We start from the raw sequence: 26,182 nt of genomic DNA on the forward strand, positions 1-26,182 counted from the left end.
TGGCTGACACCGTGGTCACTCGACCGTGACCGACTTGGCGAGGTTGCGCGGTTGGTCGACATCATGACCAAGCGCGGCAGCCAACTCGCACGCGAAGATCTGCAGCGGAACAGTCGCGACAAGTGGTTGGAACAAGGTCGGCATCTTGGGCAATCGGATCAGATGATCGGCATACTTCGCCACGTCGTCGTCATCCTCTTCGGCGAGCACGATCGTACGCGCACCGCGTGCCCGCACCTCCTGGATGTTGCTGACGACCTTGTCGCGCAACTGATCACGGCCCTTGGGCGGGACGACGACGAACACCGGCAACCCCTCCTCAATGAGTGCGATCGGCCCGTGTTTGAGTTCGCCCGCGGAGAAGCCTTCAGCATGCATGTAGGCCAACTCCTTGAGTTTGAGCGCGCCCTCAAGAGCAACCGGATAACCGACATGCCGGCCCAGAAACAGAATCGCGCGAGTGCCGGCAAGTTCGCGAGCAAGTTCACGAATCGGATCGGAATCGTCCAGCACCCGTTGGATCGCCGCCGGTGTGGCCTCGAGTTGGTCCATGATTCGAGTGATCTCGTCGCCATACTTGATGCCGCGCACCTGCGCGAGGTAGAGACCGAGCAGATAGCAGGCAACGACTTGGCTGAGGAAGCCCTTGGTGGAGGCTACCGCGATCTCCGGACCGGCGTGGGTGTAGATAACAGCGTCAGACTCGCGCGGAATCGTCGAGCCGTTGGTGTTGCAGATCGACAGGACGCGCGCCTTTTGTTCGCGCGCATACCGAACGGCCATCAGTGTGTCCATCGTTTCGCCGGACTGACTGATGGCCACGACAAGAGTGCTTGGATCAACGATTGGGTCGCGATAACGGAACTCCGAGGACAGTTCGACTTCACAGGGGATGCGCGTCCAGTGCTCGATCGCATACTTGGCCACCATCGCGGCATAGAACGAGGTGCCACAGGCCAGCACGATGATCTTGTCGACCGCACGCAACTCATCGTCGGACAGGCGCATTTCGTCGAGTTGGAGGAGCCCGTCGGCGTCGTAGCGACCAAGCAATGTATCGGCCACCGCCTGTGGCTGCTCGGCGATTTCCTTGAGCATAAACCAGTCGTAGCCGCTCTTCTCAGCGGCCGACACATCCCAATCGACGTGGTAGTCCTTCGTCTCTGCTGGCGCGCCGTAGAAGTCAGTGATGACAATGCTGTCGGGGGCTATCGTCACGACCTGATCTTGGCCGAGTTCGATCGCGTCACGTGTGTAGTCGATGAAGGCCGAGACGTCCGAGCCGAGGAAGTTCTCACCGTTGCCGCGACCGACGACTAAAGGCGAGTTGCGGCGTGCACCAACGACGACGTCAGGGTGCTGCGCATCGGCGATGACCAAGGTGAAAGCGCCCTCAAGCTGACGACACACCACGCGCACGGCATCAGCGAGATCCGGTGTCTGCTGAAGTTCGTCATGCAGGAGGTGGGCGACCGTTTCGGTATCGGTCTCGGATATGAGCTCATGGCCCGATTCCTCAAGCTTGTCCCGAAGCTCAGCGAAGTTCTCGATGATGCCGTTGTGCACGACCGCGATGCGGCCTTCACCGTCAAGGTGTGGATGGGCATTCTGGTCGTTGGGGGCTCCGTGGGTGGCCCAGCGGGTATGCCCAATACCGGTATGCGAAAGCGGAAGCGGATGGCTTACGAGCTCTTTGTCGAGATTGACAAGTTTGCCAGCCTTCTTGGCCCAGGCAATCGTTCCGTCGTCGACAAGCGCAACGCCACCGGAGTCATAGCCGCGGTACTCCAAGCGACGAAGACCGCCCATGATGACCTCAAGCGCCGAACGTTGACCGACGTATCCCACGATTCCGCACATAGTCCCTAGGTTAGCGTTGACTGCGGCCATAAAGGGTACCGAGTATGCAGAAGCGATGTGGCTTCCGCGACAATAGAGCTATGAGTCGCGACGAGTCGCCGTACGTCGAGCTGGAACGGTCCGCTTGGGCCGAGCTCGCTGGCGACGCACCACAGCCGCTGACCATTGACGAAATCGAGCAAATTCGCAGCATTGGCGACGAACTCGATTTGGAAGAGGTGCGCCAGGTCTACTTACCGCTCACCGAGTTGATCAGCCTGCGGGTGCGCGCCGCGGCCGGTCTGCATCGCGCCACCGCCAAGTTCCTCGGTCGGCCCCAGCCGAAGCGGACGCCCTACGTCATCGGTATCGCTGGCTCGGTCGCGGTCGGAAAGTCCACGACCGCCCGCATCATCCGCGATCTGTTGTCGCACTCATCAGCGCATGCGCAGGTCGCACTCCTTACCACCGACGGCTTCCTGCTGCCCAACGCCGAGCTCGAACGCCGTGGCCTGCTCGAACGCAAAGGCTTTCCCGAGTCCTACGACCCCAAAGCGCTGTTACGGCTGATCATCGACGTGAAATCTGGGGTCGAGGAGGTCACCGCTCCGGTCTACTCGCACCTCACCTACGACATCACCGATGAGGTCGTCACAATCGACAGCCCTGACATCCTCATCATCGAGGGTCTTAACGTCCTTGCGCCAGCCCACAGCCGTGGCGATGGTCGTCCCGGGCTGGCGATCAGCGACTTCTTCGACTTCTCGATCTATGTCGATGCCTCCAGCAAAGACATCCGCCGCTGGTACACCACCCGGTTTCTCAAGTTGCGCGAGACCGCCTTCCGTAACCCGGCTTCCTATTTTCGCCGGTATGCCGATCTGAGCAACGACGAAGCAATCGAGCGCGCCGAACAACTCTGGGACAACATCAACTGGCCCAATCTGCGCGACAACATCCAGTCCACCCGCGGCCGTGCGACCCTGGTCCTCCGCAAGGGCGCCGACCACTCAGTCAAATGGGTGCGTCTCCGCAAACTCTAAACCCCCGCCGACGAGTCACTCACGTGCGCTGAGGAGTCACTCACGTGCGCCAGCGGGAGCTGAGTTCGTCGGTGGTACACCGGACAATATTGCAATGGATCGCGAGCAGGTCCGCTCGGGCGTCTAACCGGCCCAGACTGCCCCGCCGAATATCTCGCCCTGCAGAAGAAGCCAACCCCCTGGACAAGAACCGACCTTACTTACGTCGCCTCCCTTGTAGGTGGGATCTTTGGTCGCGGCGGCGGACAAGAATTCGCGAACGGCACGTACTACGCGAAACTCGTCAAGGCCGTTGGCCCGACAAAGGCCCGACGTATGTTTGCGAGTTTGCGTCAGAAGAACGACGCCGAGGCGCCAACCACCTCCACGCTGTCATTCCTGTACGACAACGTCGCTTTCAACCCCCACCACAAGGGTGTTGCCATTCTCGATCTCAATGGACCGATCGCGACCGGTCCCGGGGATGCCGTCGGCAGCACCAACCCGATCGAAACGCTCCGCGATGCGCTGAAGTTAGGCGTCACGGGTCCAAGACGGGCCACCCGCTTGCCGTTTACGGACCGCAGACCGGCTATTACAATCCACAACTGCTTTCTGAACAAGTCCTGATGGGGCCAGGCGTTTTTGCGCGCGGCGTCTCGTTCGCCGGCACCCAACTGGTGGTGGAATTGGGGCGCGGGCTGGACTACGCCTAGTCGGCTACCAGCGCGGGCAGCGACAAGTCGACACGGTTGCCGAGCGGCTGTGCAATGCCGATGGCTCCCGGCCTACGGTGAAATCGACGTCCTACCTTCACAACGGTCGGTGCACGCCATTGACCTACAACGAACACAAGGAGACGGTCGTCCCCAACATCACTGCGCCAACCGCGCCTAAGGCTCTCAAAATGCAGGTATGGCGGACAGCCCATGGCATCGTGCAGACTCGCGCTACGGTGAAGGGCGTTCCCGTGGCGATTGTTTCGCAGCGGTCGACCTACGGTCGCGAAGCCGCATCGATTCTTGGCTTCTCCCGATTCGATAACCCCGACTACGTCAAGAATGCAACGACCTTCAAAAAGGCCGCCGCGGGGTCGATTACACCTTCAACTGGTTCTATGCCGATAACAAAGACATCGCGTTCTACTCCTCGGGCCGGTTGCCGATCCGAGCCAAGGGCACGGACACAGACCTATCCCGTTGGGGCGACAAATGGTCCGATGGTTCAATCCATCGCTCGCAGGCGCTGAGCCGCCGAGTGGTATCGGCGATGGCTAAGCAGAAGGTTTCGTGAGCGCAGCTCGCCGGAATCGTGGAAGATGCCGTCACCGAGGATGTGCGGGCGAAATCGCTCCTGCCGATACTGCTCAAGACACTCGGCAACGATCCCAAGACGTCGACGGCCCGAAAGCTTCTCGCCGACTGGTATGCCGACGGTGCGCATCGTGTCGACCGGGAGCGGACCGGCGCATACGCACATCAGAGTGCAATCGCGATCTTCGATACATGGTGGGAGGACGGAGCCAACGCCTTGGCATACGACTTTGCGGCGTCAAGGCTCGGGACTGCGCTCGCGAAGGCTCTGCCGCAATCACTCGACAACCACCCCCGGCTCGGCCAAGGCTCCTCCTGGCTCGGTTCGCCCTGGTATGGCTACATCGACAAGGATCTACGTAAGCTGAACGGTGCGAAAGCCGCGTCGCCCTTCGCATATCCGCTGTGTGGAGCAGGGAGACTGAGCGTGTGCAGGAAACAGTTGCGCGCGTCGCTTCTCGGGGCAGTCACGCGCGCGATGGCGAAGCAGGGCGTCACTAACCCGACGAAGCTCAGCTACGACAAGTCGATCGACTACATCCGACCAACGACTGGGGGTGTCGTCGGAGTTCGACCCATCGATTGGCAGAATCGTCCCACGTTCCAGCAAGTCGTGGACTTCCGCGGTCACCGCACCCGTTGAGGCGGACACGTTTTAGAGTGCGAGCGTCTGTTTCACGACGTCGGCGAGATGTTCGGCCACTGCTTCTGCTTCGGCATGGGTCGGTGCTTCCACCATCACGCGTACGAGCGGCTCGGTGCCCGATTGCCGCAACAAGACCCGCCCGGTCTCGCCAAGCCTGGCTGCGGACGCTGTCACCTCGCCTTGAAGCACCGGATCGACATCGGCCCGTGCCTTGTCGACATTCGGCACGTTGATGAGCACCTGTGGAAGTCTGGTCATGACGGTGGCGAGTTCGGCGAGCGACGTGCCAGTTTCGGCCATACGCGCCGCAATGTGCGCAGCGGTAAGTACCCCGTCACCGGTGGTCGCATAGGCGCTCATAATCACGTGCCCGGATTGTTCACCACCAAGGCTGAAACCACCAGCGCGCATCGCCTCGAGAACATATCGATCGCCCACCGCGGTCTGCAACACCGTGATCCCAGCCTTGCGAAGTGCCTGCACGAAGCCGAGGTTGCTCATGACCGTCGCTACCACGGTGTCGTTCGTAAGCCGGCCCGCATCCCGTGCCGCCAGCGCAAGAATTGCGAGCAGTTGGTCGCCATCGACGACAGCCCCGCGAGCGTCGACCGCTAGACAACGGTCAGCATCACCGTCGAAGGCAAAGCCGGCATCGGCGCCGTGTTCGACGACTGCCTTCTGTAAGTCTTCCAGGTGTGTCGAGCCACATTGTTCGTTGATATTGAGACCATCGGGCTCAGCGTGAATCGTGATCACGGTAGCGCCAAGCTGCTCAAAAACCGCTGGCCCGACAAAGAACGCCGCGCCATTGGCACAGTCAAGAACAATCTTTAGACCATCGAGTCGTCGCGGCGTGGCGTCGACAAGATGTTCAATGTAGCTAGCCGTCGCGGTCTCGCTATCCCCAACCCGCCCGACACAAGCGCCAATCGGACGGTTCCACGGCTCTCTGAGTCGATTCTCGATCGCGACCTCAATCTGGTCGTCCAGTTTGAGGCCGCCGCGGGCGAGGAACTTGATGCCGTTGTCCGGCATCGCATTATGGCTCGCCGAGATCATGACACCCATATCTGCAGCGAGGAATGCGGTCAGATAGGCCGCGCCCGGCGTCGGTATGACGCCAAGCCGATGAACGTCAACCCCCGCAGATGCAAGACCCGCGACCACCGCTGCCTCGAGGAATTCACCTGAGGCGCGGGGATCGCGGGCAACTACTGCGGTAGGGCGTCGGTCAGCAAAGGCACCGGCCTCACCCAGAATATGGGCCGCCGCCACTGCCAGATCGACAGCGAGTTCGGCAGTCAGATCACGGTTCGCGAGCCCGCGAACGCCATCTGTGCCAAAAATGCGGCCCATCGAAAAATCAGCGCTTGCTGTACTGCGGAGCCTTACGGGCCTTCTTGAGTCCGGCCTTCTTACGTTCCTTGATGCGCGAATCGCGAGTCAGCAGTCCGGCCTTCTTGAGCGCCGGGCGGTTGGCTTCAACGTCGATCTCGTTGAGGCAGCGAGCCACGCCGAGACGCAGCGCGCCAGCCTGACCGGTCATTCCGCCGCCGGTGACAGTCGCGAGAACGTCGAAACGATCGGCGAGGCCAGCGGTGACGAAAGCTTCCTTCGCGATCTGCTGGTGCAGCTTGTTGGGGAGGTATTCCTCAAGCGGCTTGCCGTTAACGGTCCATACGCCAGTGCCCGGCACGATCCGGACGCGAGCAATGGCTTCCTTGCGGCGACCGGTAGCGCGGGCCGGAATGATCGTTGCCGGCTTCAGGGGAGCGTCCGCCGATGGCGCGCTCTCCGAACTGTAGGCAACGCCTTCGGCATTGGTCTCGAAATCGGTGTCTTCAACGGTTGCGGTGGTGGGCTCAGCCACGATAATCCTGACTTCTCTTGTTTACTGGGAGATCTGCGTGATCTCGAACGGCTGGGGCTGCTGTGCGGCATGCGGGTGCTCAGGACCCGAATAAACCTTCAGCTTCTTGATCATCTGGCGACCGAGGCGGTTCTTGGGGATCATTCCCCAAACGGCCTTCTCGATTGCTCTGCGTGCGTCCTTCTGGAGCAGATCACCGATGGCGATCGAGCTAAGTCCACCCGGGTAACCGCTGTGGCGGTATGCGAGTTTGTCGGTCCGCTTGTTGCCAGACAGCGCAACTTTTTCGGCATTGACAACGACGACGAAGTCGCCGCCATCCATGTGCGGCGCGTAGGTAGCTTTGTGCTTGCCGCGGAGCAGCGTCGCCACCTGGACGGCGAGACGCCCGAGAACCACGTCTTCGGCATCGATGATGTGCCACTGATGGGTGATGTCAGCAGGCTTGGGGCTGTACGTACGCACGGCGTGACCTTCTCATTTTGTCTGTGGGCTATTGCAGATTCATTGGCTCCGAACAAAAGGCCGAGCACAACGACTACTAAGCCTATCCGCCAAGGACTGTTCGGGTCAAAACGGGTAGGCTCGCATGACCCTCGTGTGCGGCAGATCGCCTGCGCGCATAACATTTAAAGACGTCCACTCACCATGTGGGTCCCACCACTTGTCACAGGAGAACCAGCGTGACTGCATCGCAGCAATCTCTGACCGTTCGCGACAACCGCACCGGCGAAGAATACGAACTCCCCATCACCGATGGCACGATCAGCGCCAAAGATGTGGCCAAGATCGGCACCGGCGAGGAAAATCCAGGCGTCGCGGTCTATGACCCTGGATTCACCAACACGGCCTCCTGCCGCAGTTCGGTCACCTTCATTGACGGTGAGAAGGGCATCCTCGAGTATCGGGGTTATCCGATCGAGCAGTTGGCCGAGAACTCCACGTTCCTCGAAGTTGCCTACCTGTTGATCTATGGAGATCTTCCCACTGAGTCGGAGTACGACAAGTGGGTTCACGAGATCACCTATCACACCTTTGTGCACGAAAACCTGCGCGACTTCATGCAGGGCTTCCGCTATGATGCGCACCCCATGGGCATGGTGATGTCGTCGATGGGGGCGTTATCGACGTTCTACCCCGAAGCGCGCAACATCACCGACGAGACTATCCGCCATGAGCAGATTGTCCGCATGATTGCCAAGATGCCGACCCTAGGCGCGTGGGCCTTCCGGCACGCACAGGGCAAGCCGTACGTCTACCCCGACAACAACCTGTCGTACACCGAGAATTTTCTCTCGATGCTGTTCAAGATGAGCGAGCGCGACTACGACGCCGATCCGCGGCTGGTCAAGGCGCTCGAGGTGCTGTTCATCCTCCACGCCGATCACGAACAGAACTGTTCAACCAACGCCGTACGGTCGGTCGGCTCATCCGACGTCGATCCGTATTCGGCGGTCAGTGCCGGCATCGCGGCGCTTTACGGCCCGCTGCACGGTGGTGCCAATGAAGCCGTTCTGAAGATGCTTCGCCGGATCGGCAGCGTCGAGAACATCCCCGCGTTTATCGACGGGGTTAAGAACGGCGACGAGAAGCTCATGGGCTTCGGGCACCGCGTCTACAAGAATTTCGATCCGCGCGCGACGATCATCAAGAAGGCGTGTGACGACGTATTCGAGGTCACCGGCGTCAACCCGCTGCTGGAGATCGCCCAGGAACTCGAGAAGATCGCGCTTGCCGACGATTACTTCATCTCCCGCAAGCTCTACCCGAATGTCGATTTCTATTCGGGCCTGATCTACGAGGCGTTGCAATTCCCGCCGGAAATGTTCACTGTCCTTTTCGCGATTCCACGCACCGTCGGCTGGCTTGCCCAGTGGCGCGAGCTGGTCGACGACGAAGAACAGCGAATCGCGCGTCCCAAGCAGATCTATACGGGCGGCCGTCAACTCGACTTCGTACCGTCGGCCGAGCGTTGGAAATAATAGGCGACAGGCACTCCTGCGTCGCACGTACTTCGCAACTCCGCCGCGGCCACCTGTCGGGCGCTGCCCGCCTTGTGGTTACGTAGCGGGGTGCGTTTTCGACTCGACATCTCCTACGACGGCACGCGTTTTTATGGCTGGGCGTCACAACCGGGGCTTCGGACCGTGCAAAGCGAGATTGAGCATGCGCTCGCGCTGATCTTGCGTCTGGACAAACTGCCGCGGCTTACCGTAGCCGGTCGGACGGATGCTCGGGTCCACGCTCGTGGGCAGGTCGCCCACGTCGACTTGGCTGACGATACTGACCCGAAACGGCTCCTTTGGCGGCTGCGCAATCTCCTCGATCATGACATTCAAATCCGCGATCTAATCACCGCCCCCGAAGGATTTGACGCGCGCTTTTCGGCACTGCAACGCCGCTACATCTATCGAATCTGCGATGTTCCCGAAGGTCCGGAGCCGCTGCGGCGTCACGAGATCTATCATCACCGTGCGCCTCTCGATGTCATTGCGATGAACGTCGCCGCGCAAGATCTGCTGGGCCAGCATGACTTCGCGGCCTACTCCAAGCCACGCCAATTTGCTACGACGATTCGCACCCTGTATGAAATTTCCACGCTCCGACGTCCCGATGGGATCATCGAGACGACCGTCATCGCCGACGCCTTCTGCCATTCGATGGTGCGCGCTCTGATGGGGGCGCTGATCACGATCGGACAGGGAAAGTATGAGCCGGCTTGGGCCGGCAAGGTCCTACGCGATGCGATCCGACTGGCCAGCATTGAGGTCATGCCCGCGCACGGTCTGACGCTCGAAGAAGTCACCTATCCTCCGGTGCACCTCGTCGGCCACCGAGCCGTCGAATCACGTCGCCGGCGCAGGCCATCACACTCAGGACTCCGCCTGGCACCGTTATCCCAGCGCTGGCTCGAACAGCTAGCGACCGGTGACCTCGAGGCTGCTCGCACCGCGTCTGGCCTTCCGCTCGACGACGCATTTATCGCCCAACGCTCCGTGTGGTCTGAGTTTGCCAGCCGTATCGGCGCAGACATTCGCAATACCGGTTGGTCCGTCCATGCGGTCTTGAACGAGGGTGTATCGGTGGGCTATGCGTGCTTTGGCCGTGCTCCAGATGTTTATGGGATGGTTGAGATCGAGTGCGTCATCTTCGAACCCCACCGCCGCCGTGGGCTGGCACGGGAGACTGTTGGGGCGTTGATCGAGTACGCCCGTGAATCACAGAAGGTGCGCGTCGTACGTGCTTGGGTGGCCCCGGCCAATCACGGCGCGCTGGATGCCATCGCATCGCATGGCTTCATGCGGCGGCACCGCTGCGAGGACCATAACGACGGCAGCGAAGAGATCTGGGAGCTGCGGCTCGATCAGTGATGTCGTGGCGCATTGTTGATGCCGGGTCCGATCGTCCGATCAAAGCGCGCGCTCGTGAAAGACTGACGCCATGGCCACGTGGGAATCACTCGTCGCATTCGCGACCACGCTTCCTGAAAGTCTTACCGCACACTGGTACGGCACGCCCGCAGTCAAGGTTCGCGACAAGTGCTTTCTCCGTCTGCGCGACGAGGGTGACGTTGTCGTGATGTGTTCGCTCGACGAGAAAGAAGCGCTGCTTGCCTCCGGCGATCCCGCTTTCCATACGACCGCACACTATGACGGTTACGGCGCAATCCTCCTTGATCTGGCGAAGATCGATTACCCACAACTGCACGAGTTGGTTACGGCGGCGTGGCGGCTTAAAGCGCCGGTGGCATTGCGAAAGGCGTTCGACGCATGATCGTTTTGGTATGGCTCATGACCGTGGCCGCTTCGCTGCTCCCGCTCCAGCTGCCGCCGGCCAACACGATGGTCGACTACCAATTGGGCGGTGCCTATCAGCCCGCCAAGGGAGTCAAAGTGGTGATCCGTGACATGGCCGCTAAACCCGCCAACGGCGTCTATTCAGTGTGCTATGTCAATGCGTTCCAAACCCAGCCGGGACGGCTCGCATGGTGGAAATCGAAGCACCGCAGCCTGCTCCTGGCTGATAGGAACGGGCGCCTCGTCCGCGACAAAGGCTGGCCCGACGAGGTCCTACTCGATTTCCGGACCAAGGCTAAACTGGCCGAGTTGGCCGCCATCACAAACCGCTGGCTCGGGAGTTGCGCACGCAAGGGGTTCCGGGCCGTTGAGCCCGACAATCTTGACTCTTGGACTCGATCGGCTGGCCTGCTGAAACGCTCCGATGCGGTGAAGTTTGCCCGGCTGCTCATCGACCAAGCCCACCGACACGGGCTCGCAATCGCTCAAAAGAATGCGGCGGAGCTCGCCAGCAAACAGCTTGGCTTCGACTTCGCAGTCGTCGAGGAGTGTGAGGTTTATCGTGAATGCGGCCGTTTCCTCAAAGCCTATGGAGCCCACATTATCGAGATCGAATACACCGACAATGGCCGAGCCGGCTTCGCCCGCGCCTGTCGCCAGCGCGGCGCAAAGACCAGCATCTTGCTCAGAGACCGAGATCTGCTGCCGCGTGGCCATACCAACTACACCCATGAAACGTGTTGACTTATGAATGATCAATATTTTATCGGCGATCCGGCGGTTCCCGAAAGCCGCGACGAGGTCACCATGCGCATCTGGAATCATGATTACGTCATGTCGACCGGCAGCGGCGTGTTCGCGCGCGACGGCCTCGACAAGGGCACCGATGTCTTGCTTCGCCATTCGACCGCTCCGAGCAGCGGCAAGACCCTGTTGGATCTCGGCTGCGGCTGGGGTCCCATCGCCTGCGCCCTGGCTTCGGAGGACCCGCTGGCGACCGTCTGGGCCACCGACACGAATCAGCGTGCCCTCAAGCTCACGACCGCCAATGCCTATCGGCTCAACGCGACCGTCAATGTCGCGCTGCCCGAGGATATCCCGGCCGAACTCAGCTTCGACGAGATCTGGTCCAATCCCCCAATCCGGATCGGCAAGGAAGCCCTTCACAAATTATTGCTGCACTGGCTGCCCAGACTCAAGCCCGGCGGTATCGCGCGCCTAGTGGTAAGCAAGAACTTAGGCTCGGACTCACTTCAGGCTTGGCTGATTGAGCAAGGCTGGCCGACTGAGCGGCAGATCAGCGCCCGCGGATTTCGGGTTCTGCTCGTACGCCCATCCTAACCGACATCCGCGGGGTGATGGACGAACGCTGAGGGATTTTGACCGTATAGCAACATCAATCCCTCATCGTCCGTCCCTCCGCGGGGCGGGCGAGTGGGAACAACACAGCGCCCGCTCCCACCGAAGTGGAAACGGGCGCCAGGTCAGGACGTCAGGCGTCCTTGGGCGCTTCGGCCGGGGCCTCAACTTCTGCTTCGGCCGCAACCGGAGCTTCGGTCTCGAAGTCGGCTTCGACGTCTTCGGTCACAACGTCTTCTACCGGAGCAGCTGGCTTGGCAGCAGACTTCTTCTTCGGCTTCTCGGTCGTTGCCGCAAAGTCCTTCGACTCGACGATCTCGATGACGGCCATGGGCGCGTTGTCGCCCTTGCGCGGGCCAATCTTCGTGATGCGCGTGTAGCCGCCGGGACGGCTCGCCATGGCGGGACCGATCTCGGTGAACAGTGTGTGCAGGATGCTCTTGTCACGGATGACTTTGACGACATTGCGGCGATTGGCCACCGTGTCCATCTTGGCCTTCGTGATGAGCGATTCAGCATACGGACGCAGGCGACGAGCCTTGGCTTCCGTCGTGGTGATCCGACCGTGCTCGAACAGATTCTGTGCGAGGTTGGCCAAGATCAGCCGCTGGTGCGCGGGGCTTCCGCCGAGGCGGGGTCCCTTAGTGGGGGTAGGCATGTGTTATCTCCAGATTCATACGGTGAGAGAAGGGCAGCTTAGTACTGCTCGTCCTCAGCGAAGCTCGAGTCGTCGTCAAAGGAATCAATGACCGCCGACGGGTCGAAACCAGCCGGGCTGTCCTTAAGTGCAAGGCCCATCTCGGCCAGTTTGGCCTTGACCTCGTCGATCGACTTAGAACCGAAATTGCGGATGTCAAGCAGATCCTGCTCGCTACGCGTGATGAGTTCACCCACGGTATGGATGCCCTCGCGCTTGAGGCAGTTGTAGGAACGAACTGTGAACGCCAGATCCTCGACCGGCAGGGCGAGATCAGCGGCGAGCTGCTCGTCGACCGGCGACGGCCCGATGTCAATGCCTTCAGCTTCGACGTTGAGCTCACGCGCCAGACCGAACAGTTCGACAAGCGTCGAACCGGCCGAGGCGATCGCGTCGCGGGGCAGGATCGACTTCTTGGTCTCGATATCAATCACGAGCTTGTCGAAGTCGGTGCGCTGCTCGACACGGGTGGCCTCAACCTTGTAGGTCACCTTGAGCACAGGCGAGTAGATCGAATCGACCGGCATACGGCCGATCTCTTCGTCACCGGTCTTGTTCTGGACGGCAGAAACGTAGCCGCGGCCACGCTCAACGACGAGCTCGATCTCGAGCTTGCCCTTGCTGTTGAGGGTCGCAATGTGGAGCTCCGGGTTATGGATCTCGACACCGGCGGGCGGTTGGATATCGGCCGCGGTAACCGCGCCTTCACCATCCTTGCGCAGGTACATCACGACCGGCTCATCATTTTCCGACGAGACAACGAGGTACTTCAGGTTCAAGATGATCTCGGTGACGTCTTCGGTCACTCCCGGGATCGTCGAGAACTCGTGCGGCACACCATCGACCTTGATCGATGTGACGGCAGCACCGGGGATCGACGACAGCAGCGTACGGCGCAGCGAGTTGCCGAGGGTGTAGCCGAAGCCAGGCTCCAGCGGCTCGATGATGAACCGTGAACGGAACTCGTCGACAACCTCTTCGGACAGCGTGGGGCGTTGAGCGATTAACACAGGTGTTTCCTTTCAGGCCAACCTCTATATGAAGGCCATATGGTGGACCGTATGCGTCCGATCGCAGATCGGACGCATACGGACTCAATCAAATCTTGGAGTAGAACTCCACGATGAGCTGTTCCTGGATCGGAACCACGATCTGCTCGCGCACCGGCGGCTGGTGGACAAGGATGCGTCCACGCGTCGGTGAGGTGTCGAGCCAACCTGGAACCGTGTCCTTGTCGTGCGTTTCGCGCGCAACGATGAACGGCGTGGTTTCAAGCGACTTGGTCTTGACATCAATGATGTCGTGCTTGGAAACCTGGAACGACGGAATGTCGGTCTTAAAGCCGTTGACGAGGAAGTGACCGTGCGAGACGAGCTGACGAGCCTGACGGCGCGTGCGCGCAAAACCAGCACGGTAGACGACATTGTCGAGACGGCATTCGAGAATCTGCAGCAGCGTCTCGCCGGTTTTGCCCGGACGACGCGAAGCGGCTTCGTAGTACTTACGGAACTGCTTCTCGAGCACTCCGTAGGTGTAGCGCGCTTTCTGCTTCTCCATCAGCTGGAGACGGTATTCGCTCTCCTTGACACGGCCGCGGCCGTGCATGCCTGGAGGGTAGGGACGCTTTTCGAACGCAGCGTCGCCACCGACGAGGTCAACGCCGAGGCGGCGCGACTTCTTGGTGAGAGGACCGGTATAACGGGCCATGAGTGTTGCTCCTTAAGGCTTCTGGCGAATCAGACGCGGCGGCGCTTGGGCGGCCGGCATCCGTTGTGGGGGCTGGGGGTTACATCGGAAATGGTGCCGACCTCAAGGCCGACTCCTCCGAGTGAGCGGATCGCGGTTTCACGTCCTGAGCCGGGGCCCTTGACGAAAACATCGATCTTCTTCATCCCGTGCTCCATCGCCTGGCGGCCAGCAGCTTCTGCCGCCATACCTGCTGCGTATGGGGTGGACTTGCGCGAGCCCTTGAAACCGACGGTTCCGCCGGAGGCCCATGCGATCACAGCGCCGGACGGATCAGTGATCGTCACATGCGTGTTGTTGAACGTGCTCTTGATGTGGGCTTCGCCCTGAAGAACGTTCTTTTTCTCTTTGCGGCGGACCTTCTTCGCGCCACTTGTGTTAGCAGCCATCCGCTATCACTTCTTCTTTCCGGAAACGGTGCGCTTTGGTCCCTTGCGGGTACGCGCGTTGGTCTTGGTGCGCTGACCGCGAACGGGAAGTCCCGCGCGGTGCCGGCGGCCCTGGTAGCTGCCGATCTCCATCTTGCGACGGATGTCAGCGGTCACCGAACGGCGCAGATCGCCCTCGGTCTGGTAGGTCGCTTCGATGTGATCGCGCAGGGCAACCAGATCATCGTCGTCGAGTTCGTGAACGCGCTTGTCCGGGCTGAGGCCGGTCGCGGCGAGGGTTTCGAGGGCGCGGGTATGACCGATCCCAAATACGTAAGTTAGTGCGACCTCGATGCGCTTTTCGCGCGGGAGATCCACACCCATGAGGCGTGCCATATGAGGCTTTTCCTTCCGTTGGACAAAGGTATCGCCACCTGTTGCGTCCCGGCTGCCTCGAGAATCACTGGGGACTCTCTGCCAGGCCCCGGCCTTTGCTCCGGGGGTAACACCGGCCCTAAGAACGGTGAGCGAACAGATGTTTTCTTTAGTTGTTAAGCGGTTCTGCTCAGCCTTGGCGCTGTTTGTGGCGCGGGTTTTCGCAGATCACCATGACAACGCCGTGGCGACGAATCACCTTGCATTTGTCACAGATCTTCTTAACGCTCGGGTTGACCTTCATCGAGCTCTCTCTTTGATGGGGTATGGCGTTGACGCGATGCTGCTGCGTCGTGCTTATTTGTAGCGGTAGACGATGCGTCCGCGCGAGAGGTCGTAGGGCGAAAGCTCCACGACGACCCGATCCTCGGGGAGGATGCGGATGTAGTGCTGGCGCATTTTGCCGCTGATGTGGGCGAGTACCTTGTGCCCGTTGGCCAACTCAACACGAAACATCGCGTTGGGCAGAGCCTCAACGACGGCGCCTTCCATTTCGATGACGCCTTCTTTTTTCGCCATAACCTCAACTTCTATCGCAGGGGTGGTGCATCGGCCGTGTCCGCATGACATGAGCCCAAGCACGTGCGCGCAGGGCATGAAAGAACGAACCTGAATAGGCCGACATTGAAGTTTACGCCTACCGGGGCCGCAGACTCAAATCGAGTGGCTGATCTTAGTTGCGCAGGATCGCATCTGGTCACTGGAGCGCCCCGCGTCGACGACGCGAGTTCCGCTCCACAACAATGGCCATAGACCAACGATTCCGGGGAGAGCAACGATGACCGAAGTTCCACAGCACCAGCCGATGATGCCGAATCCATTCGTCGGGGTTCCCAAGTCAGATTTCGCCCGAGATGGCGCGGCAGCGTTTCTTCTGATTATCGCGCTTTTCTACCCATGGAACGGCACTCAGAAGGGCGGGGCGCTCTGGTATCTGGATCTGGTGACGCTGCTGGCTTTGGCGGCGCTGGTCGTGACCTACCTGGCTCGAGCGAAATTGTTCGGGTCGGCCTGGAAGCCTCGGCTCACACCATTGGTACGGCTCGCCGCAGTTGCTCCCTACGCGCTCGTCTTCGCGGTCACGGTTCTGATCGACATTTTCGACGATCCGACCGTCACCTACCCGCTTGGCGGACTTGACGGAGGGGTCGGGATCGGCACGGTGATCGGCATGTTCGCGATCGTGCTAGTTGCCCAGCCGCGCGCACACGAGTCCACGTCGACCGCATTGACCATCGAGGACAGGGTGTGGTTCTGGTTAACCTTCGGATTCTTCGCCCTCGCCGTCGTTCTGAATCTCGGCAGCACGATCGTCGCGCTGATCCACTTCGATGCCGCCGGTTTTGGGCTGCTGCTTACGCTCTTCGCAACCATTGCCTATCTCCTCGCTTTGGCCACCCCGGCGGCGGGGATGCTACTGCGCAAACAAGCATGGGTGAATGCCGGTGCTGGGTTCGGCGTTCTACTGGTCGTCGTAGCCGTCCTGTCATTCAACAAGCCCACATCGGTGTTCATCTGGCTCATCGGAATGGAGCCGGTCGAGACGATCCATCTGTATGGATTCGGTCCCGCGTTCATCACGCTGGCATGCGCGGCCGCTTTGTCCCCCGGCGTACGTCGAGTGGTTGCCGACAAGGCCTCGGTTCCTGAACCGATCTCGACCGCAGGAGCCGCTCTTCTTCTGGTGGCGGCGTTGACCGGACTACAGGCCCTGAGCGTCCTCGTCCTACTCCTGAACGTCCCGGGCACAGGCTTCCAACTGGGTCTCCTGTTCATCGTTCTTCTGAGTCTTGCGAGCGCCGCGGCAGCCGGAGTCGCCGGATTCTTGCTGCTAGCCTCCCCTGCTAAAGCGCGTGTAATCGCGTTTGCTGCCGCCGGCGCAATAGCTGGGATCGGTCTCATCAGCGCGATCGTAATCATTGTCAATGACTTCCTGCGAGCCACTATCGGCAACTGGATCACGCCGCTGCTGATCGCCGCCACCGTTGCCGGCCTGCTGTTGATCCCGGCCCGCTCACGTAGCTACTTCGCCGCGAACCGGCGCGCTCGTGTCAAACCACAGGCTCCCGAATCACAGCCAGCGGAACCGCAGACCGGGTCCCCCTGGACAGCTCCGGCGGACAATCCGGCCTGGGGCGCTCCTGCCGAACCGGTCAGCCCGCAGACACAGCCCCAACCGGCGTTCGGCGTTAAGCCAGAGCCGATCCGCAGCGCCGATGAGCTGTTGCTCGACGCTCCCGATACCGTTCCGACCGAGTTGGCCCGGATCGCGGCTCACTCGCCGGAGCTGCGTCCCCGGATTGCGCTACACCCCAATGCCTACGAAGGCCTTCTCACTTGGCTGGCAGCATTGGGCGATCCGGAAGTCGATGCCGCGCTCGCTCACCGAACAAACAACAATAGTTAGGGTCTGGTCACCTGAACCGGCACGTTCGGTGCCTTCTCAGAGATCGGGGCCGCCCAGGAGATCTCGGTGCTCCTTGCCGTAGCGATCGATCACCCGCGACAAGACGATCGCGGTCTCGGTGTGATCAACATTGGTCGTCTCCATTCGAACGCGCTCGAGCGCGCGCTCGAGATGCTGCACATCTGAGGCCACGATCTGCACCATCGCATCAGCTTTGCCCGACACCGTTGCCGCTACATGAACCTCGGGGATCTGAATCAACGACCGGCGGAGCTCTTCGGGCGACACCGTGCCCTTACAATGAAGTTCAACGTATGCCTCGGTCGACCAACCCATGTGCTCCGGATCGATGACTGCGGTGAAGCCCCGGATGACTCCGGTATCAAGCAGGCGATCCATGCGACGCTTGGCTGCCGGTGCCGACAGCCCAATCTGGTCGCCAATCGTGGCATAGCTCGCGCGTCCATCATCGAGCACGCAACCGATTAATTTTCGATCCAGTTCATCCATGGTTGCCCCTTTCACAAGATTACTTCGTAAACCACGCTATTGCGCAAGATTCTGTTGTCATATTACTGAAATCCCGTTTGATTATGTGTCTCACTGCGCCATAGCATTGATTAATTGCAAACAGCAAAGGATTTCAATGACCGAATTTGATGCCACCACCCCGGCACCTGCCATTCGCCACCCACGCACTCGTCACTACCTGATGTGCCCACCAACCTACTTCTCCGTGAAATATGCCATCAACCCGTGGATGAACCCGGAGCTTCCGATCGACCACAAACTTGCCAGCCAACAATGGAGCACTCTACGCGAGACATTCGTGGACCTCGGCCACACCGTAGACACCATCGCTCCCGACCCTGACCTGCCTGACATGGTTTTTGCGGCCAACGGCGCGCTCGTTGTCGATGGCAAGGCGTTCGGGGCCAGTTTCCGCTTCCCACAGCGGCAGGCCGAGAGCGAGCTGTATCGCAATTGGCTCAAAGGGGCGGAGATCGACGCGACCGAATCCATCGAGACCAATGAGGGCGAAGGCGACTTCTTGACGCTCGGTTCGATGATCTTGGCAGGTAGCGGCTTCCGCACCAACATCGCTGCGCACGTTGAAGCTGCGAAGACAATCGATCGGCCGATCGTTTCACTCGAGCTCGTCGACCCTCGCTTCTACCATCTAGATGTATGCCTAGCTGTGCTTGACGACGGCAATGGCTCTGGGCCAGCCGACATCGCTTATTTCCCCGGCGCCTTCAGCGTCCACAGCCGGCGGACGCTGCGCGATCTGTTTCCCGATGCACTTATCTGCAGCGAAGACGATGCCGCGGTGCTTGGCCTCAATCTCGTGAGCGACGGCTACAACGTGGTCATGCCGACTCAGGCCACCAATCTGATCGACCAGATCCATGAGCGGGACTACCGCCCCGTCACGGTCGACCTCGACGAGTTCCTCAAATCCGGTGGCAGCGTCAAATGCTGCACGATGGAGTTACACCGCTGAGCCGATCAGTGTCCACCGAACGGTATCCCAAGCTCAGCAAGTTTGGCCTCGCCACCATCGAGGGCGGTCAGCACCCAGGTGCCGCCGTCCGTGATGGTGAACGAGTTCTCAAAATGCGCGGAAACTGAGCTGTCGCTTGTCACCACCGTCCAGTCATCGGCGAGCGTCCGCGTATCCGCCGAGCCAAGGGTGACCATCGGTTCAACTGCGAGTGCGAGCCCTTTGACCAACTTGGCACCTCGACCAGCACGGCCGTAATTAGGCACGTCCGGTGGTTGGTGCATGGCCGAACCGATGCCATGGCCGGTGTAGCCGGCGACAATGCCGTAATCACCTTGGCTGTCGATGTAGGTCTCGATCGCGTTGCTGATGTCACCGACCTTGCCGCCAAGCGCTGCCGCCGCGATCCCGCGCCACATCGACTCCTCGGTCACCCGCAGGAGTTCAGTGACTTCAGCGGGCACCTCCCCGATCGTGATGGTTGTGGCGGCATCGCCATGCCAGCCCTCAATGATTGCTCCGCAATCGATCGAGACGACGTCACCATCGGCGAGCATTCGCGCACCGGGAATGCCGTGGACGACCTCATCATTGACCGAGGTACAGATGACGCCGGGAAAACCGTAGTAGCCCAGAAAGTTGGACGTTGCGCCGAGCGATCGAATGTTCTCGTGCGCGATCGCATCAAGGTCTGCGGTGGACATCCCGGCTCGAGCCGTCGACCGCAACAGCTCAAGCGTTTTGCCGACGACCAAGCCGGCCTGGCGCATGAGTTCGATCTGCTCAGGCGTCTTGATTTCGATGCCACGATCAAACACGAGTCTTCGAACCTGCTTCAGTTGGGGAGCGCAGAGGTGATCCGCGCGGTGATCTCATCAACGTCGCCGACGCCATCAACTTGAATCAGTAGTCCACGCTCACGATAGACCTCGATCAACGGCGAGGTTTCCGCGACATAAACATCCTGACGATGCCGAATCACAGCTTCGGTGTCATCGGCGCGCCCACTCGTCTCGGCGCGCTTGAGCAGCCGTCCGATGAGCTCCTCCTGATCGACCACCAACGCCAGAACACCATCGAGTTTGGAGTCCAAATCGCCGAGAATACGGTCCAGCGTCTCAACCTGATCCACGGTCCGTGGGTAACCGTCGAGAATGAATGCGTCGCGCGCATCCTCCTGGCTGAGCCGGTCACGGACCATTGCGTTGGTGACTTCATCGGGCACGTACTCGCCCGCATCCATGTAGCGCTGCGCAGTCGTGCCGAGTTCGGTCTGCTGCGAAACATTCGCCCGGAAGATGTCGCCGGTCGAGATGTGCGCGCCACCGATCTGCTTGGCGAGACGCACCGCCTGCGTGCCCTTGCCCGCACCAGGCGGGCCCATGATGAGAAGTCGCATTATTTGAGGAACCCTTCGTAATTACGTTGCTGCAGCTGGCTCTCAATCTGTTTGACCGTGTCCAATCCAACACCGACCAAAATCAAGATAGTCACACCACCGAACGGGAAGTTCTGGTTCGCATCAAGGATCACGATTGCTGCCATCGGAATCAACGAGATGAGTCCTAGGTACAGCGCACCCGGTGCAGTGATGCGACTCAACACATAAGCAAGATACTCCTGCGTCGGCCGACCAGCGCGGATGCCCGGGATAAAGCCGCCGTACTGCTTCATGTTGTCGGCAATTTCGACCGTGTCGAACGTGATCGCCACGTAGAAGTACGTGAAGAACACAATCAACGCAAAGAACGTGACCATATAGATCGGGTGATCGCCCTTGACCAGGTGGGTCTGCACCCAGCCGGCCCAAGGGGCATTCGGATTGAATTGCGCTGCCAAGGCCGGTAGATACATCAAACTCGCCGCGAAGATAACCGGGATGACGCCAGCCTGGTTGACCTTGACCGGGATGTAGGTCGAGGAGCCGCCGAATTGTTTGCGGCCGACCATGCGCTTCGCGTAGTGCACCGGAATGCGGCGCTGCGCTTGCTCCATGAAGATTACGCCAGCGACGACGGCGAGACCGAGGATCAGCACGATGACGAATGTCGTCACGCCCTTCTGCTGCCGGATAACCCACAGCGAGCCGGGGAACGTCGCAATGACCTGCGCGAAGATCAGGATCGACATGCCGTTGCCGATTCCGCGGTCAGTGACGAGCTCACCGAGCCACATGATGATGGCGGTGCCGGCGACCATCACGAGGACGATCAGCAGGAACTGGAAGACGTTGTCTTTGTGGTAGAGCAGGTCACCACAGTTGGAGTTACCGAACAACGCGCCGCTGCGAGCCAGCGCAACGATGCCGGTGGCCTGCAGGATGCCGAGGCCAAGCGTGAGGTAACGCGTGTACTGGGTGATCTTGGTTTGGCCGGCCTGGCCCTCTTTCTTGAGCGCCTCAAGACGCGGAATGACCACAACCAAAAGCTGCAAGATGATGCTTGCCGTGATGTACGGCATGATGCCCAACGCGAATACCGTGAGCTGCAGCAGCGCTCCGCCGGAGAACACGTTGATCATCGCGAAGAGGCTGCCGTTCTCGCCATTCGACGCGATGTTGATGCAAGCCTTGACGTTCGTGACGTCAATCCCCGGGGCGGGCGTCGCCGAACCGAGCCGGAACAGCACGATCACAAAGAGTACGAAAAGAATCTTCTTGCGAAGATCCGGTGTTTTGAACGCGCTAGCAAAAGAGCCAAGCACTGCGTTCCTCCTCGATGCACTCGTGGTGCCCTATATCAAAAGACTGGCAATATTTACGAGCTTTCGCCCGCCAAAGGCATCGAACTGACGCCTCCGTGACTCTAACAGTCCAGAACAACGTCGGGTGGGTCTCTAACAGAGACCCACCCGACGTGCTGCCTAGACTACGGTGACCGATCCGCCGGCTGCCTCGATCTTCGTCTTGGCTGATGCGGAGAACTTATTCGCCGACACCTGAACCTTGACGTTGATCTCGCCTTGGCCGAGAACCTTCACCGGGCGGCCTTTACGAACCGCACCATTGTCGACAAGCGACTCAATGCTGATCGCGCCGCCCTTGGGGAAGAGCTCCTCGATACGATCGAGGTTGACGACCTGGAACTCCTCGCGGAAGGGGTTCTTGAAGCCCTTCAGCTTGGGCAGGCGCATGTGGATCGGAACCTGACCGCCCTCGAAACCAACTGGAACCTGGTAACGAGCTTTGGTGCCTTTGGTGCCACGACCGGCGGTCTTGCCCTTGGAGGCTTCACCGCGACCCACACGTGTCTTGGCCGTCTTGGCGCCCGGGGCCGGACGCAGATGATGCAGTTTGAGTGTCATCAGTTGACCTCCTCGAATTCAACCAGGTGAGTAACCATCGCGATCATCCCACGGATCTCAGGACGGTCCTCCTTGATGACGACATCGCCGATGTGCTTGAGACCAAGCGAGCGCAGGGTCTGCCGCTGATTGGGCTTGCGCCCGATCGGTGAATGTGTCTGACGAACCTTGAGTTCTGCCATTATGCCGGCACCTCCACAGCATCAGCCTTGGACTTGGCCTCGGCGGCTGCGGGCTTGGCGGCACGAAGGAGCGCAGCAGGAGCCACTTCTTCGACTGTCAGACCACGGCGAGCCGCGACCATTTCAGGCGATTCCAACATACGCAGCGCGGCGACTGTCGCGTGCACGATGTTGATCGCATTAGACGAACCAAGCGACTTGCTCAGGATGTCGCTGATACCGGCGGCTTCCAGCACGGCGCGCACCGGACCACCAGCGATGACGCCGGTACCGGGCGATGCCGGGCCGAGGAAGACGACGCCAGCCGCGGCCTCACCCTGAACCGGGTGCGGGATGGTGCCTTGGATGCGCGGAACGCGGAAGAAGGACTTCTTCGCTTCCTCGACGCCCTTGGCAATCGCGGTGGGGACTTCCTTGGCCTTGCCGTAACCGACGCCGACCTGACCGTCGCCGTCGCCGACGATCACCAGAGCGGTGAAGCTGAAGCGACGACCGCCCTTGACGACCTTGGCGACACGGTTGATCGTGACGACCTTTTCGATGTAATTCGACTTCTCGGCTCCGCGGTCGTTTCCACGACCCCGTCCGCCTCCGCCTCCGCGGCGCTGCTGCCCGCTCATGCAGTCACCTCCGTGACAAAACCAGGATACGCAGGCAACGGCATGAGTGCTGCCTCATGATTCACTCGCTGGCGCTCGCTCATGGCGGCACTCCTCATTGTTGGTCCAAATACGGTGATAGTCATCAGAACGTCAACCCGCCTTCGCGTGCGCCGTCTGCCAACGCGGCGACACGGCCAGCGTACTTGTTGCCGGAACGATCGAATACGACCGTCTCGACACCAGCAGCCTTCGCGCGATCGGCAACCAGTTCGCCGACCTTGCGGGCTTTGGCGGTCTTGTCGCCGGTGAGTCCGCGCAGATCCGCTTCCATCGTCGACGCCGAAACCAGCGTACGTCCCTCAAGGTCATTGACGACCTGCGCGACGATGTGCTTGCTCGAGCGAGTGACGACCAAACGCGGACGCTCGGCAGACCCTTCGATCTTCTTACGGCCGCGGACCTGGCGACGCAGGCGCGATGCCGTACGTGCTGCCGTGTGCCTGTTATGCCTGATGGAAATACTCATGGCTTACTTACCGGCCTTTCCGACCTTGCGACGAACATGTTCGCCGACATACCGCACGCCCTTGCCCTTGTAAGGCTCTGGCTTACGCAACTTGCGGATATTGGCGGCAACTTCGCCGACCTGCTGCTTGTCGATTCCGTGCACCGCGAACTTCGTCGCCGTCTCGACCGAGAAGGTGATCCCTTGCGGCGCCTCGAACGGCACCGAATGGCTGAAGCCGAGGCTCAACTCAATCGCCGACGGGCCCTTCGCGATAACGCGGTAGCCGACGCCAACGAGCTCAAGCTTCTTCTCATATCCGTCGGTCACACCGAGCACCATATTGTTGATCAAGGTACGTGAGAGACCGTGCAGCGATTTGCTCACCCGCTCGTCATTCGGACGCTCGACGGCCAACTGGCCATCCTCGGCCTTCCTGACGGTGATGGGTTCGGCGACCGTAAAGGCCAGCTCGCCCTTCGGGCCCTTGACCGTGATGTTCTGGCCGTCGATCGTGACATCGACGCCGGCCGGAATGGTGACGGGGATTTTACCAATGCGTGACATTGTCGTACCTCCCGTTACCAGATGTAGGCGAGGACTTCTCCGCCTACACCCTTCTTATTTGCCTGACGATCGGTGAGGAGGCCCTGGCTCGTCGAAATAATCGCGACACCGAGACCGCCGAGCACCTTCGGCAGATTGGTGGACTTGGCGTAGACACGCAGACCGGGCTTGCTGATGCGGCGAATGCCGGCAATCGAGCGCTCGCGGTGCGTGCCGTACTTCAAGGTGATGGTCAGCGACTTGCCAACTTCACCCTCTTTGGGTTCTGCAACCTCGAAGCCGATGATGTAGCCCTCACGCTTCAGAATGTCGGCAACGCCGGCCTTCAACTTCGAGTAGGGCATGGTCACGCTGTCGTGGTACGCCTGGTTTCCGTTGCGAACACGCGTCAGCATGTCCGCGATCGGGTCAGTCATCGTCATAGTTGTTTACTTTCCTGCGCCGGTTTCGCATTGCTGCGACCTTTCGCGTTCATAGGGATGGGTTACTAGGATGCTCGGTTACCATGAGCTCTTCGTGACGCCGGGCAATTCGCCGCGGTGTGCCATCTCGCGAAGGCAAATGCGGCACAGTCCAAATTTGCGGTAGACGCTCTTGGGTCGGCCACAGCGCTGGCAGCGCGTGTAACCACGCACCGCGAACTTCGGCTTACGAGCGGCCTTTACCTTCAGTCCAGTCTTGGCCATGTTCAGTTCTCCTTATACGGGAAGCCGAGAAGCTTGAGGAGCGCACGGCCCTCTTCGTCGTTGCTCGCGGTCGTGACAACCGTGATGTCCATGCCACGCTGACGATCGACGTCGTCTTGATTGATCTCGTGGAACATGACCTGTTCGGTCAGACCGAAGGTGTAGTTGCCACGTCCATCGAACTGTCGCGGCGACAATCCACGGAAGTCGCGAATGCGGGGAAGCGCGAGCGACAGCAGCCGGTCGAGGAACTCCCACATACGATCACCACGAAGCGTCACGTGGGTGCCGATCGGCATACCCTCGCGGAGCTTGAACTGAGCGATCGACTTGCGTGCTTTGGTGACCTGCGGCTTCTGGCCGGTGATCGCGGTCAGGTCCCGGATGGCACCTTCGATCAACTTGCCGTCACGAGCTGCCTCGCCGACGCCCATGTTGACGACGATCTTGGTCAGCGCAGGAACCTGCATGACATTGTCGTAGTCGAACTGCTCACGCAGGGCCGGAAGGATCTCTTCGCGGTAGCGCTGCTTGAGCCGCGGCATTGACACCGTTGTGCTCTCTGTCGTAGCCATTTAGATCTCCTCTCCGGTCCGCTTGGCGATACGCACGCTGCGGTGCGCGGTGTAGGTGGAACCGTCAGCGCGAGTCTTGGTGACCTCATCGCGGCGGAAGCCAATGCGGGTCGTAACTTTCTTGCCCTTAACGTCGGTGACAAGCGCGACATTGGACACGTGAATCGGCGCCTCGGTCGTGATGATGCCTCCAGTACTGGAGCCATTATCCTGGCCGGCCTTGGTGTGCCGCTTGATGCGGTTGACACCTTCGACGATGACGCGATCGGCGTCGGTCAAAACCTGGATGACCTTGCCTTCGACGCCTTTGTCTTTACCGGCGATGACACGAACGTGGTCGCCCTTTTTGATAGCCACGGTGCTTGATTTCTTGGGCATATCTCAGAGCACCTCCGGTGCAAGCGAAATGATGCGCATGAACTTCTTATCGCGAAGTTCACGGCCGACCGGGCCGAAGATGCGCGTTCCGCGCGGATCTCCGTCGGGCTTGAGTAGAACGGCGGCGTTCTCGTCGAACTTGATGTAGGAACCGTCGGGACGACGGCGCTCCTTCACAGTCCGTACGATGACGGCCTTGACGACATCACCCTTCTTGACGTTGCCGCCGGGGATGGCATCTTTCACGGTAGCGACGATCATGTCGCCGATTCCCGCATAACGTCGACCAGATCCGCCGAGGACACGGATGCAAAGGATTTCCTTCGCACCGGTGTTGTCGGCGACCTTGAGTCGCGACTCCTGCTGAATCATCGAGTATCT

The 26,182-nt window shown here is 60.3% G+C and carries 35 protein-coding genes; 10 read left to right on the top strand and 25 right to left on the bottom strand.

The genetic code is table 11. The annotated features are described in order from the left end of the window. Window positions 1-15 precede the first annotated feature (15 nt). Window positions 16-1,860 (bottom strand): glutamine--fructose-6-phosphate transaminase (isomerizing), encoded by a 1,845-nt coding sequence (glmS, locus tag AC2YB9_RS14780; protein WP_487266109.1) that lies wholly within the window; start codon window positions 1,858-1,860, stop codon window positions 16-18. 80 nt (window positions 1,861-1,940) lie between these two features. On the opposite strand from glmS, the gene coaA reads away from it, so the two are divergent. The 3 genes from coaA (at window position 1,941) to AC2YB9_RS14795 (ending at window position 4,817) form a co-directional block, all read left to right on the top strand. Then, the gene (coaA, locus tag AC2YB9_RS14785) at window positions 1,941-2,882 is read left to right on the top strand and encodes a type I pantothenate kinase (RefSeq protein ID WP_487266110.1); all 942 of its coding nucleotides are present in this window, start codon (window positions 1,941-1,943) and stop codon (window positions 2,880-2,882) included. A 71-nt stretch (window positions 2,883-2,953) separates the two neighbouring features. Further along, window positions 2,954-3,577, top strand: a complete 624-nt coding sequence (locus tag AC2YB9_RS14790; protein WP_487268626.1) for a penicillin acylase family protein — start codon at window positions 2,954-2,956, stop codon at window positions 3,575-3,577. A gap of 595 nt (window positions 3,578-4,172) precedes the next feature. Next, complete coding sequence (locus AC2YB9_RS14795) at window positions 4,173-4,817, top strand: hypothetical protein (RefSeq protein ID WP_487266111.1); 645 nt, start codon at window positions 4,173-4,175, stop codon at window positions 4,815-4,817. A 12-nt stretch (window positions 4,818-4,829) separates the two neighbouring features. On the opposite strand, the gene glmM is transcribed toward AC2YB9_RS14795, so the two are convergent. The 3 genes from glmM to rplM are packed head-to-tail and all read right to left on the bottom strand — an operon-like array spanning window position 4,830 to window position 7,155. Further along, the gene (glmM, locus tag AC2YB9_RS14800) at window positions 4,830-6,176 is read right to left on the bottom strand and encodes a phosphoglucosamine mutase (RefSeq protein ID WP_487266112.1); all 1,347 of its coding nucleotides are present in this window, start codon (window positions 6,174-6,176) and stop codon (window positions 4,830-4,832) included. Window positions 6,177-6,183: 7 nt separating this feature from the next. Then, window positions 6,184-6,690, bottom strand: a complete 507-nt coding sequence (gene rpsI, locus AC2YB9_RS14805; RefSeq protein WP_487266113.1) for a 30S ribosomal protein S9 — start codon at window positions 6,688-6,690, stop codon at window positions 6,184-6,186. 21 nt (window positions 6,691-6,711) lie between these two features. Further along, a complete protein-coding gene (gene rplM, locus AC2YB9_RS14810; RefSeq protein WP_487266114.1) occupies window positions 6,712-7,155 on the bottom strand; it encodes a 50S ribosomal protein L13 in 444 nt (147 codons plus the stop codon). Window positions 7,156-7,373: 218 nt separating this feature from the next. Here rplM and AC2YB9_RS14815 point away from each other — a divergent pair, with 218 nt between their 5' ends. The 5 genes from AC2YB9_RS14815 to AC2YB9_RS14835 all read left to right on the top strand — a co-directional run bounded on the left by AC2YB9_RS14815 (window position 7,374) and on the right by AC2YB9_RS14835 (window position 11,828). Continuing rightward, on the top strand, window positions 7,374-8,672 hold the full coding sequence (locus AC2YB9_RS14815; protein WP_487266115.1) for a citrate synthase: 1,299 nt from the start codon (window positions 7,374-7,376) through the stop codon (window positions 8,670-8,672). A gap of 90 nt (window positions 8,673-8,762) precedes the next feature. Continuing rightward, window positions 8,763-10,061, top strand: coding sequence for a tRNA pseudouridine(38-40) synthase TruA (truA, locus tag AC2YB9_RS14820; RefSeq protein ID WP_487266116.1), 1,299 nt, complete (start codon window positions 8,763-8,765; stop codon window positions 10,059-10,061). A gap of 70 nt (window positions 10,062-10,131) precedes the next feature. Continuing rightward, entirely contained in the window at window positions 10,132-10,464 is a 333-nt protein-coding gene (locus AC2YB9_RS14825; protein ID WP_487266117.1) for an MmcQ/YjbR family DNA-binding protein, read from the top strand. After that, window positions 10,461-11,231: an endo alpha-1,4 polygalactosaminidase gene (locus AC2YB9_RS14830; protein ID WP_487266118.1), complete on the top strand. Its 771-nt coding sequence runs from the start codon at window positions 10,461-10,463 to the stop codon at window positions 11,229-11,231. Before AC2YB9_RS14825 ends, AC2YB9_RS14830 begins: the two co-directional genes overlap by 4 nt. Window positions 11,232-11,234: 3 nt before the next feature. Next, window positions 11,235-11,828 (top strand): class I SAM-dependent methyltransferase, encoded by a 594-nt coding sequence (locus AC2YB9_RS14835; protein ID WP_487266119.1) that lies wholly within the window; start codon window positions 11,235-11,237, stop codon window positions 11,826-11,828. Window positions 11,829-11,979: 151 nt separating this feature from the next. Here AC2YB9_RS14835 and rplQ read toward each other — a convergent pair whose 3' ends face one another. The 7 genes from rplQ to infA all read right to left on the bottom strand — a co-directional run bounded on the left by rplQ (window position 11,980) and on the right by infA (window position 15,611). After that, a complete protein-coding gene (gene rplQ, locus AC2YB9_RS14840) occupies window positions 11,980-12,504 on the bottom strand; it encodes a 50S ribosomal protein L17 (protein ID WP_487266120.1) in 525 nt (174 codons plus the stop codon). Between the two features lie 38 nt (window positions 12,505-12,542). Continuing rightward, entirely contained in the window at window positions 12,543-13,553 is a 1,011-nt protein-coding gene (locus AC2YB9_RS14845; RefSeq protein ID WP_487266121.1) for a DNA-directed RNA polymerase subunit alpha, read from the bottom strand. 88 nt (window positions 13,554-13,641) lie between these two features. Further along, window positions 13,642-14,250, bottom strand: a complete 609-nt coding sequence (gene rpsD / locus AC2YB9_RS14850) for a 30S ribosomal protein S4 (protein WP_487266122.1) — start codon at window positions 14,248-14,250, stop codon at window positions 13,642-13,644. A 29-nt stretch (window positions 14,251-14,279) separates the two neighbouring features. Next, complete coding sequence (rpsK, locus tag AC2YB9_RS14855; RefSeq protein ID WP_487266123.1) at window positions 14,280-14,678, bottom strand: 30S ribosomal protein S11; 399 nt, start codon at window positions 14,676-14,678, stop codon at window positions 14,280-14,282. A gap of 6 nt (window positions 14,679-14,684) precedes the next feature. Further along, on the bottom strand, window positions 14,685-15,053 hold the full coding sequence (rpsM, locus tag AC2YB9_RS14860) for a 30S ribosomal protein S13 (RefSeq protein WP_487266124.1): 369 nt from the start codon (window positions 15,051-15,053) through the stop codon (window positions 14,685-14,687). 169 nt (window positions 15,054-15,222) lie between these two features. Next, window positions 15,223-15,336, bottom strand: a complete 114-nt coding sequence (gene rpmJ, locus AC2YB9_RS14865) for a 50S ribosomal protein L36 (protein WP_487266125.1) — start codon at window positions 15,334-15,336, stop codon at window positions 15,223-15,225. Between the two features lie 53 nt (window positions 15,337-15,389). Continuing rightward, complete coding sequence (infA, locus tag AC2YB9_RS14870; protein ID WP_007078610.1) at window positions 15,390-15,611, bottom strand: translation initiation factor IF-1; 222 nt, start codon at window positions 15,609-15,611, stop codon at window positions 15,390-15,392. A gap of 259 nt (window positions 15,612-15,870) precedes the next feature. Here infA and AC2YB9_RS14875 point away from each other — a divergent pair, with 259 nt between their 5' ends. After that, a complete protein-coding gene (locus AC2YB9_RS14875) occupies window positions 15,871-17,499 on the top strand; it encodes a DUF7937 domain-containing protein (protein WP_487266126.1) in 1,629 nt (542 codons plus the stop codon). Between the two features lie 36 nt (window positions 17,500-17,535). Here AC2YB9_RS14875 and AC2YB9_RS14880 read toward each other — a convergent pair whose 3' ends face one another. Further along, complete coding sequence (locus AC2YB9_RS14880; RefSeq protein WP_487266127.1) at window positions 17,536-18,009, bottom strand: Lrp/AsnC family transcriptional regulator; 474 nt, start codon at window positions 18,007-18,009, stop codon at window positions 17,536-17,538. Between the two features lie 136 nt (window positions 18,010-18,145). On the opposite strand from AC2YB9_RS14880, the gene ddaH reads away from it, so the two are divergent. Further along, entirely contained in the window at window positions 18,146-19,003 is an 858-nt protein-coding gene (ddaH, locus tag AC2YB9_RS14885; RefSeq protein WP_487266129.1) for a dimethylargininase, read from the top strand. A 5-nt stretch (window positions 19,004-19,008) separates the two neighbouring features. Here the strand turns inward: ddaH and map are convergent, their stop codons facing one another. The 13 genes from map to rplN all read right to left on the bottom strand — a co-directional run bounded on the left by map (window position 19,009) and on the right by rplN (window position 26,173). Continuing rightward, on the bottom strand, window positions 19,009-19,821 hold the full coding sequence (gene map, locus AC2YB9_RS14890) for a type I methionyl aminopeptidase (RefSeq protein WP_487266130.1): 813 nt from the start codon (window positions 19,819-19,821) through the stop codon (window positions 19,009-19,011). A gap of 17 nt (window positions 19,822-19,838) precedes the next feature. Beyond that, complete coding sequence (locus AC2YB9_RS14895; RefSeq protein WP_487266131.1) at window positions 19,839-20,402, bottom strand: adenylate kinase; 564 nt, start codon at window positions 20,400-20,402, stop codon at window positions 19,839-19,841. Further along, on the bottom strand, window positions 20,402-21,706 hold the full coding sequence (secY, locus tag AC2YB9_RS14900; RefSeq protein WP_487266132.1) for a preprotein translocase subunit SecY: 1,305 nt from the start codon (window positions 21,704-21,706) through the stop codon (window positions 20,402-20,404). Before secY ends, AC2YB9_RS14895 begins: the two co-directional genes overlap by 1 nt. 159 nt (window positions 21,707-21,865) lie before the next feature. Continuing rightward, entirely contained in the window at window positions 21,866-22,306 is a 441-nt protein-coding gene (rplO, locus tag AC2YB9_RS14905; protein ID WP_487266133.1) for a 50S ribosomal protein L15, read from the bottom strand. Then, a complete protein-coding gene (rpmD, locus tag AC2YB9_RS14910) occupies window positions 22,306-22,488 on the bottom strand; it encodes a 50S ribosomal protein L30 (protein ID WP_487266134.1) in 183 nt (60 codons plus the stop codon). Before rpmD ends, rplO begins: the two co-directional genes overlap by 1 nt. Continuing rightward, complete coding sequence (gene rpsE, locus AC2YB9_RS14915; RefSeq protein WP_487266135.1) at window positions 22,488-23,108, bottom strand: 30S ribosomal protein S5; 621 nt, start codon at window positions 23,106-23,108, stop codon at window positions 22,488-22,490. The genes rpmD and rpsE overlap by 1 nt, the downstream gene beginning before the upstream one ends. 124 nt (window positions 23,109-23,232) lie before the next feature. Next, a complete protein-coding gene (rplR, locus tag AC2YB9_RS14920) occupies window positions 23,233-23,616 on the bottom strand; it encodes a 50S ribosomal protein L18 (RefSeq protein WP_487266137.1) in 384 nt (127 codons plus the stop codon). 3 nt (window positions 23,617-23,619) lie between these two features. Beyond that, window positions 23,620-24,162 carry a 50S ribosomal protein L6 gene (rplF, locus tag AC2YB9_RS14925; protein ID WP_487266138.1) on the bottom strand — a complete coding sequence of 181 codons (543 nt, stop codon included), beginning with the start codon at window positions 24,160-24,162 and terminating at the stop codon, window positions 23,620-23,622. 14 nt (window positions 24,163-24,176) lie between these two features. Beyond that, window positions 24,177-24,584 (bottom strand): 30S ribosomal protein S8, encoded by a 408-nt coding sequence (rpsH, locus tag AC2YB9_RS14930; protein WP_487266139.1) that lies wholly within the window; start codon window positions 24,582-24,584, stop codon window positions 24,177-24,179. A 78-nt stretch (window positions 24,585-24,662) separates the two neighbouring features. Beyond that, window positions 24,663-24,848: a type Z 30S ribosomal protein S14 gene (locus AC2YB9_RS14935; RefSeq protein ID WP_415003126.1), complete on the bottom strand. Its 186-nt coding sequence runs from the start codon at window positions 24,846-24,848 to the stop codon at window positions 24,663-24,665. 2 nt (window positions 24,849-24,850) lie between these two features. Then, a complete protein-coding gene (rplE, locus tag AC2YB9_RS14940) occupies window positions 24,851-25,423 on the bottom strand; it encodes a 50S ribosomal protein L5 (protein ID WP_487266140.1) in 573 nt (190 codons plus the stop codon). Continuing rightward, a complete protein-coding gene (rplX, locus tag AC2YB9_RS14945; RefSeq protein ID WP_487266141.1) occupies window positions 25,424-25,801 on the bottom strand; it encodes a 50S ribosomal protein L24 in 378 nt (125 codons plus the stop codon). Between the two features lie 3 nt (window positions 25,802-25,804). Continuing rightward, window positions 25,805-26,173, bottom strand: coding sequence for a 50S ribosomal protein L14 (gene rplN, locus AC2YB9_RS14950; RefSeq protein WP_487266142.1), 369 nt, complete (start codon window positions 26,171-26,173; stop codon window positions 25,805-25,807). Window positions 26,174-26,182: the final 9 nt, after the last annotated feature.

This window comes from Aeromicrobium changchenzhani, assembly GCF_057586615.1.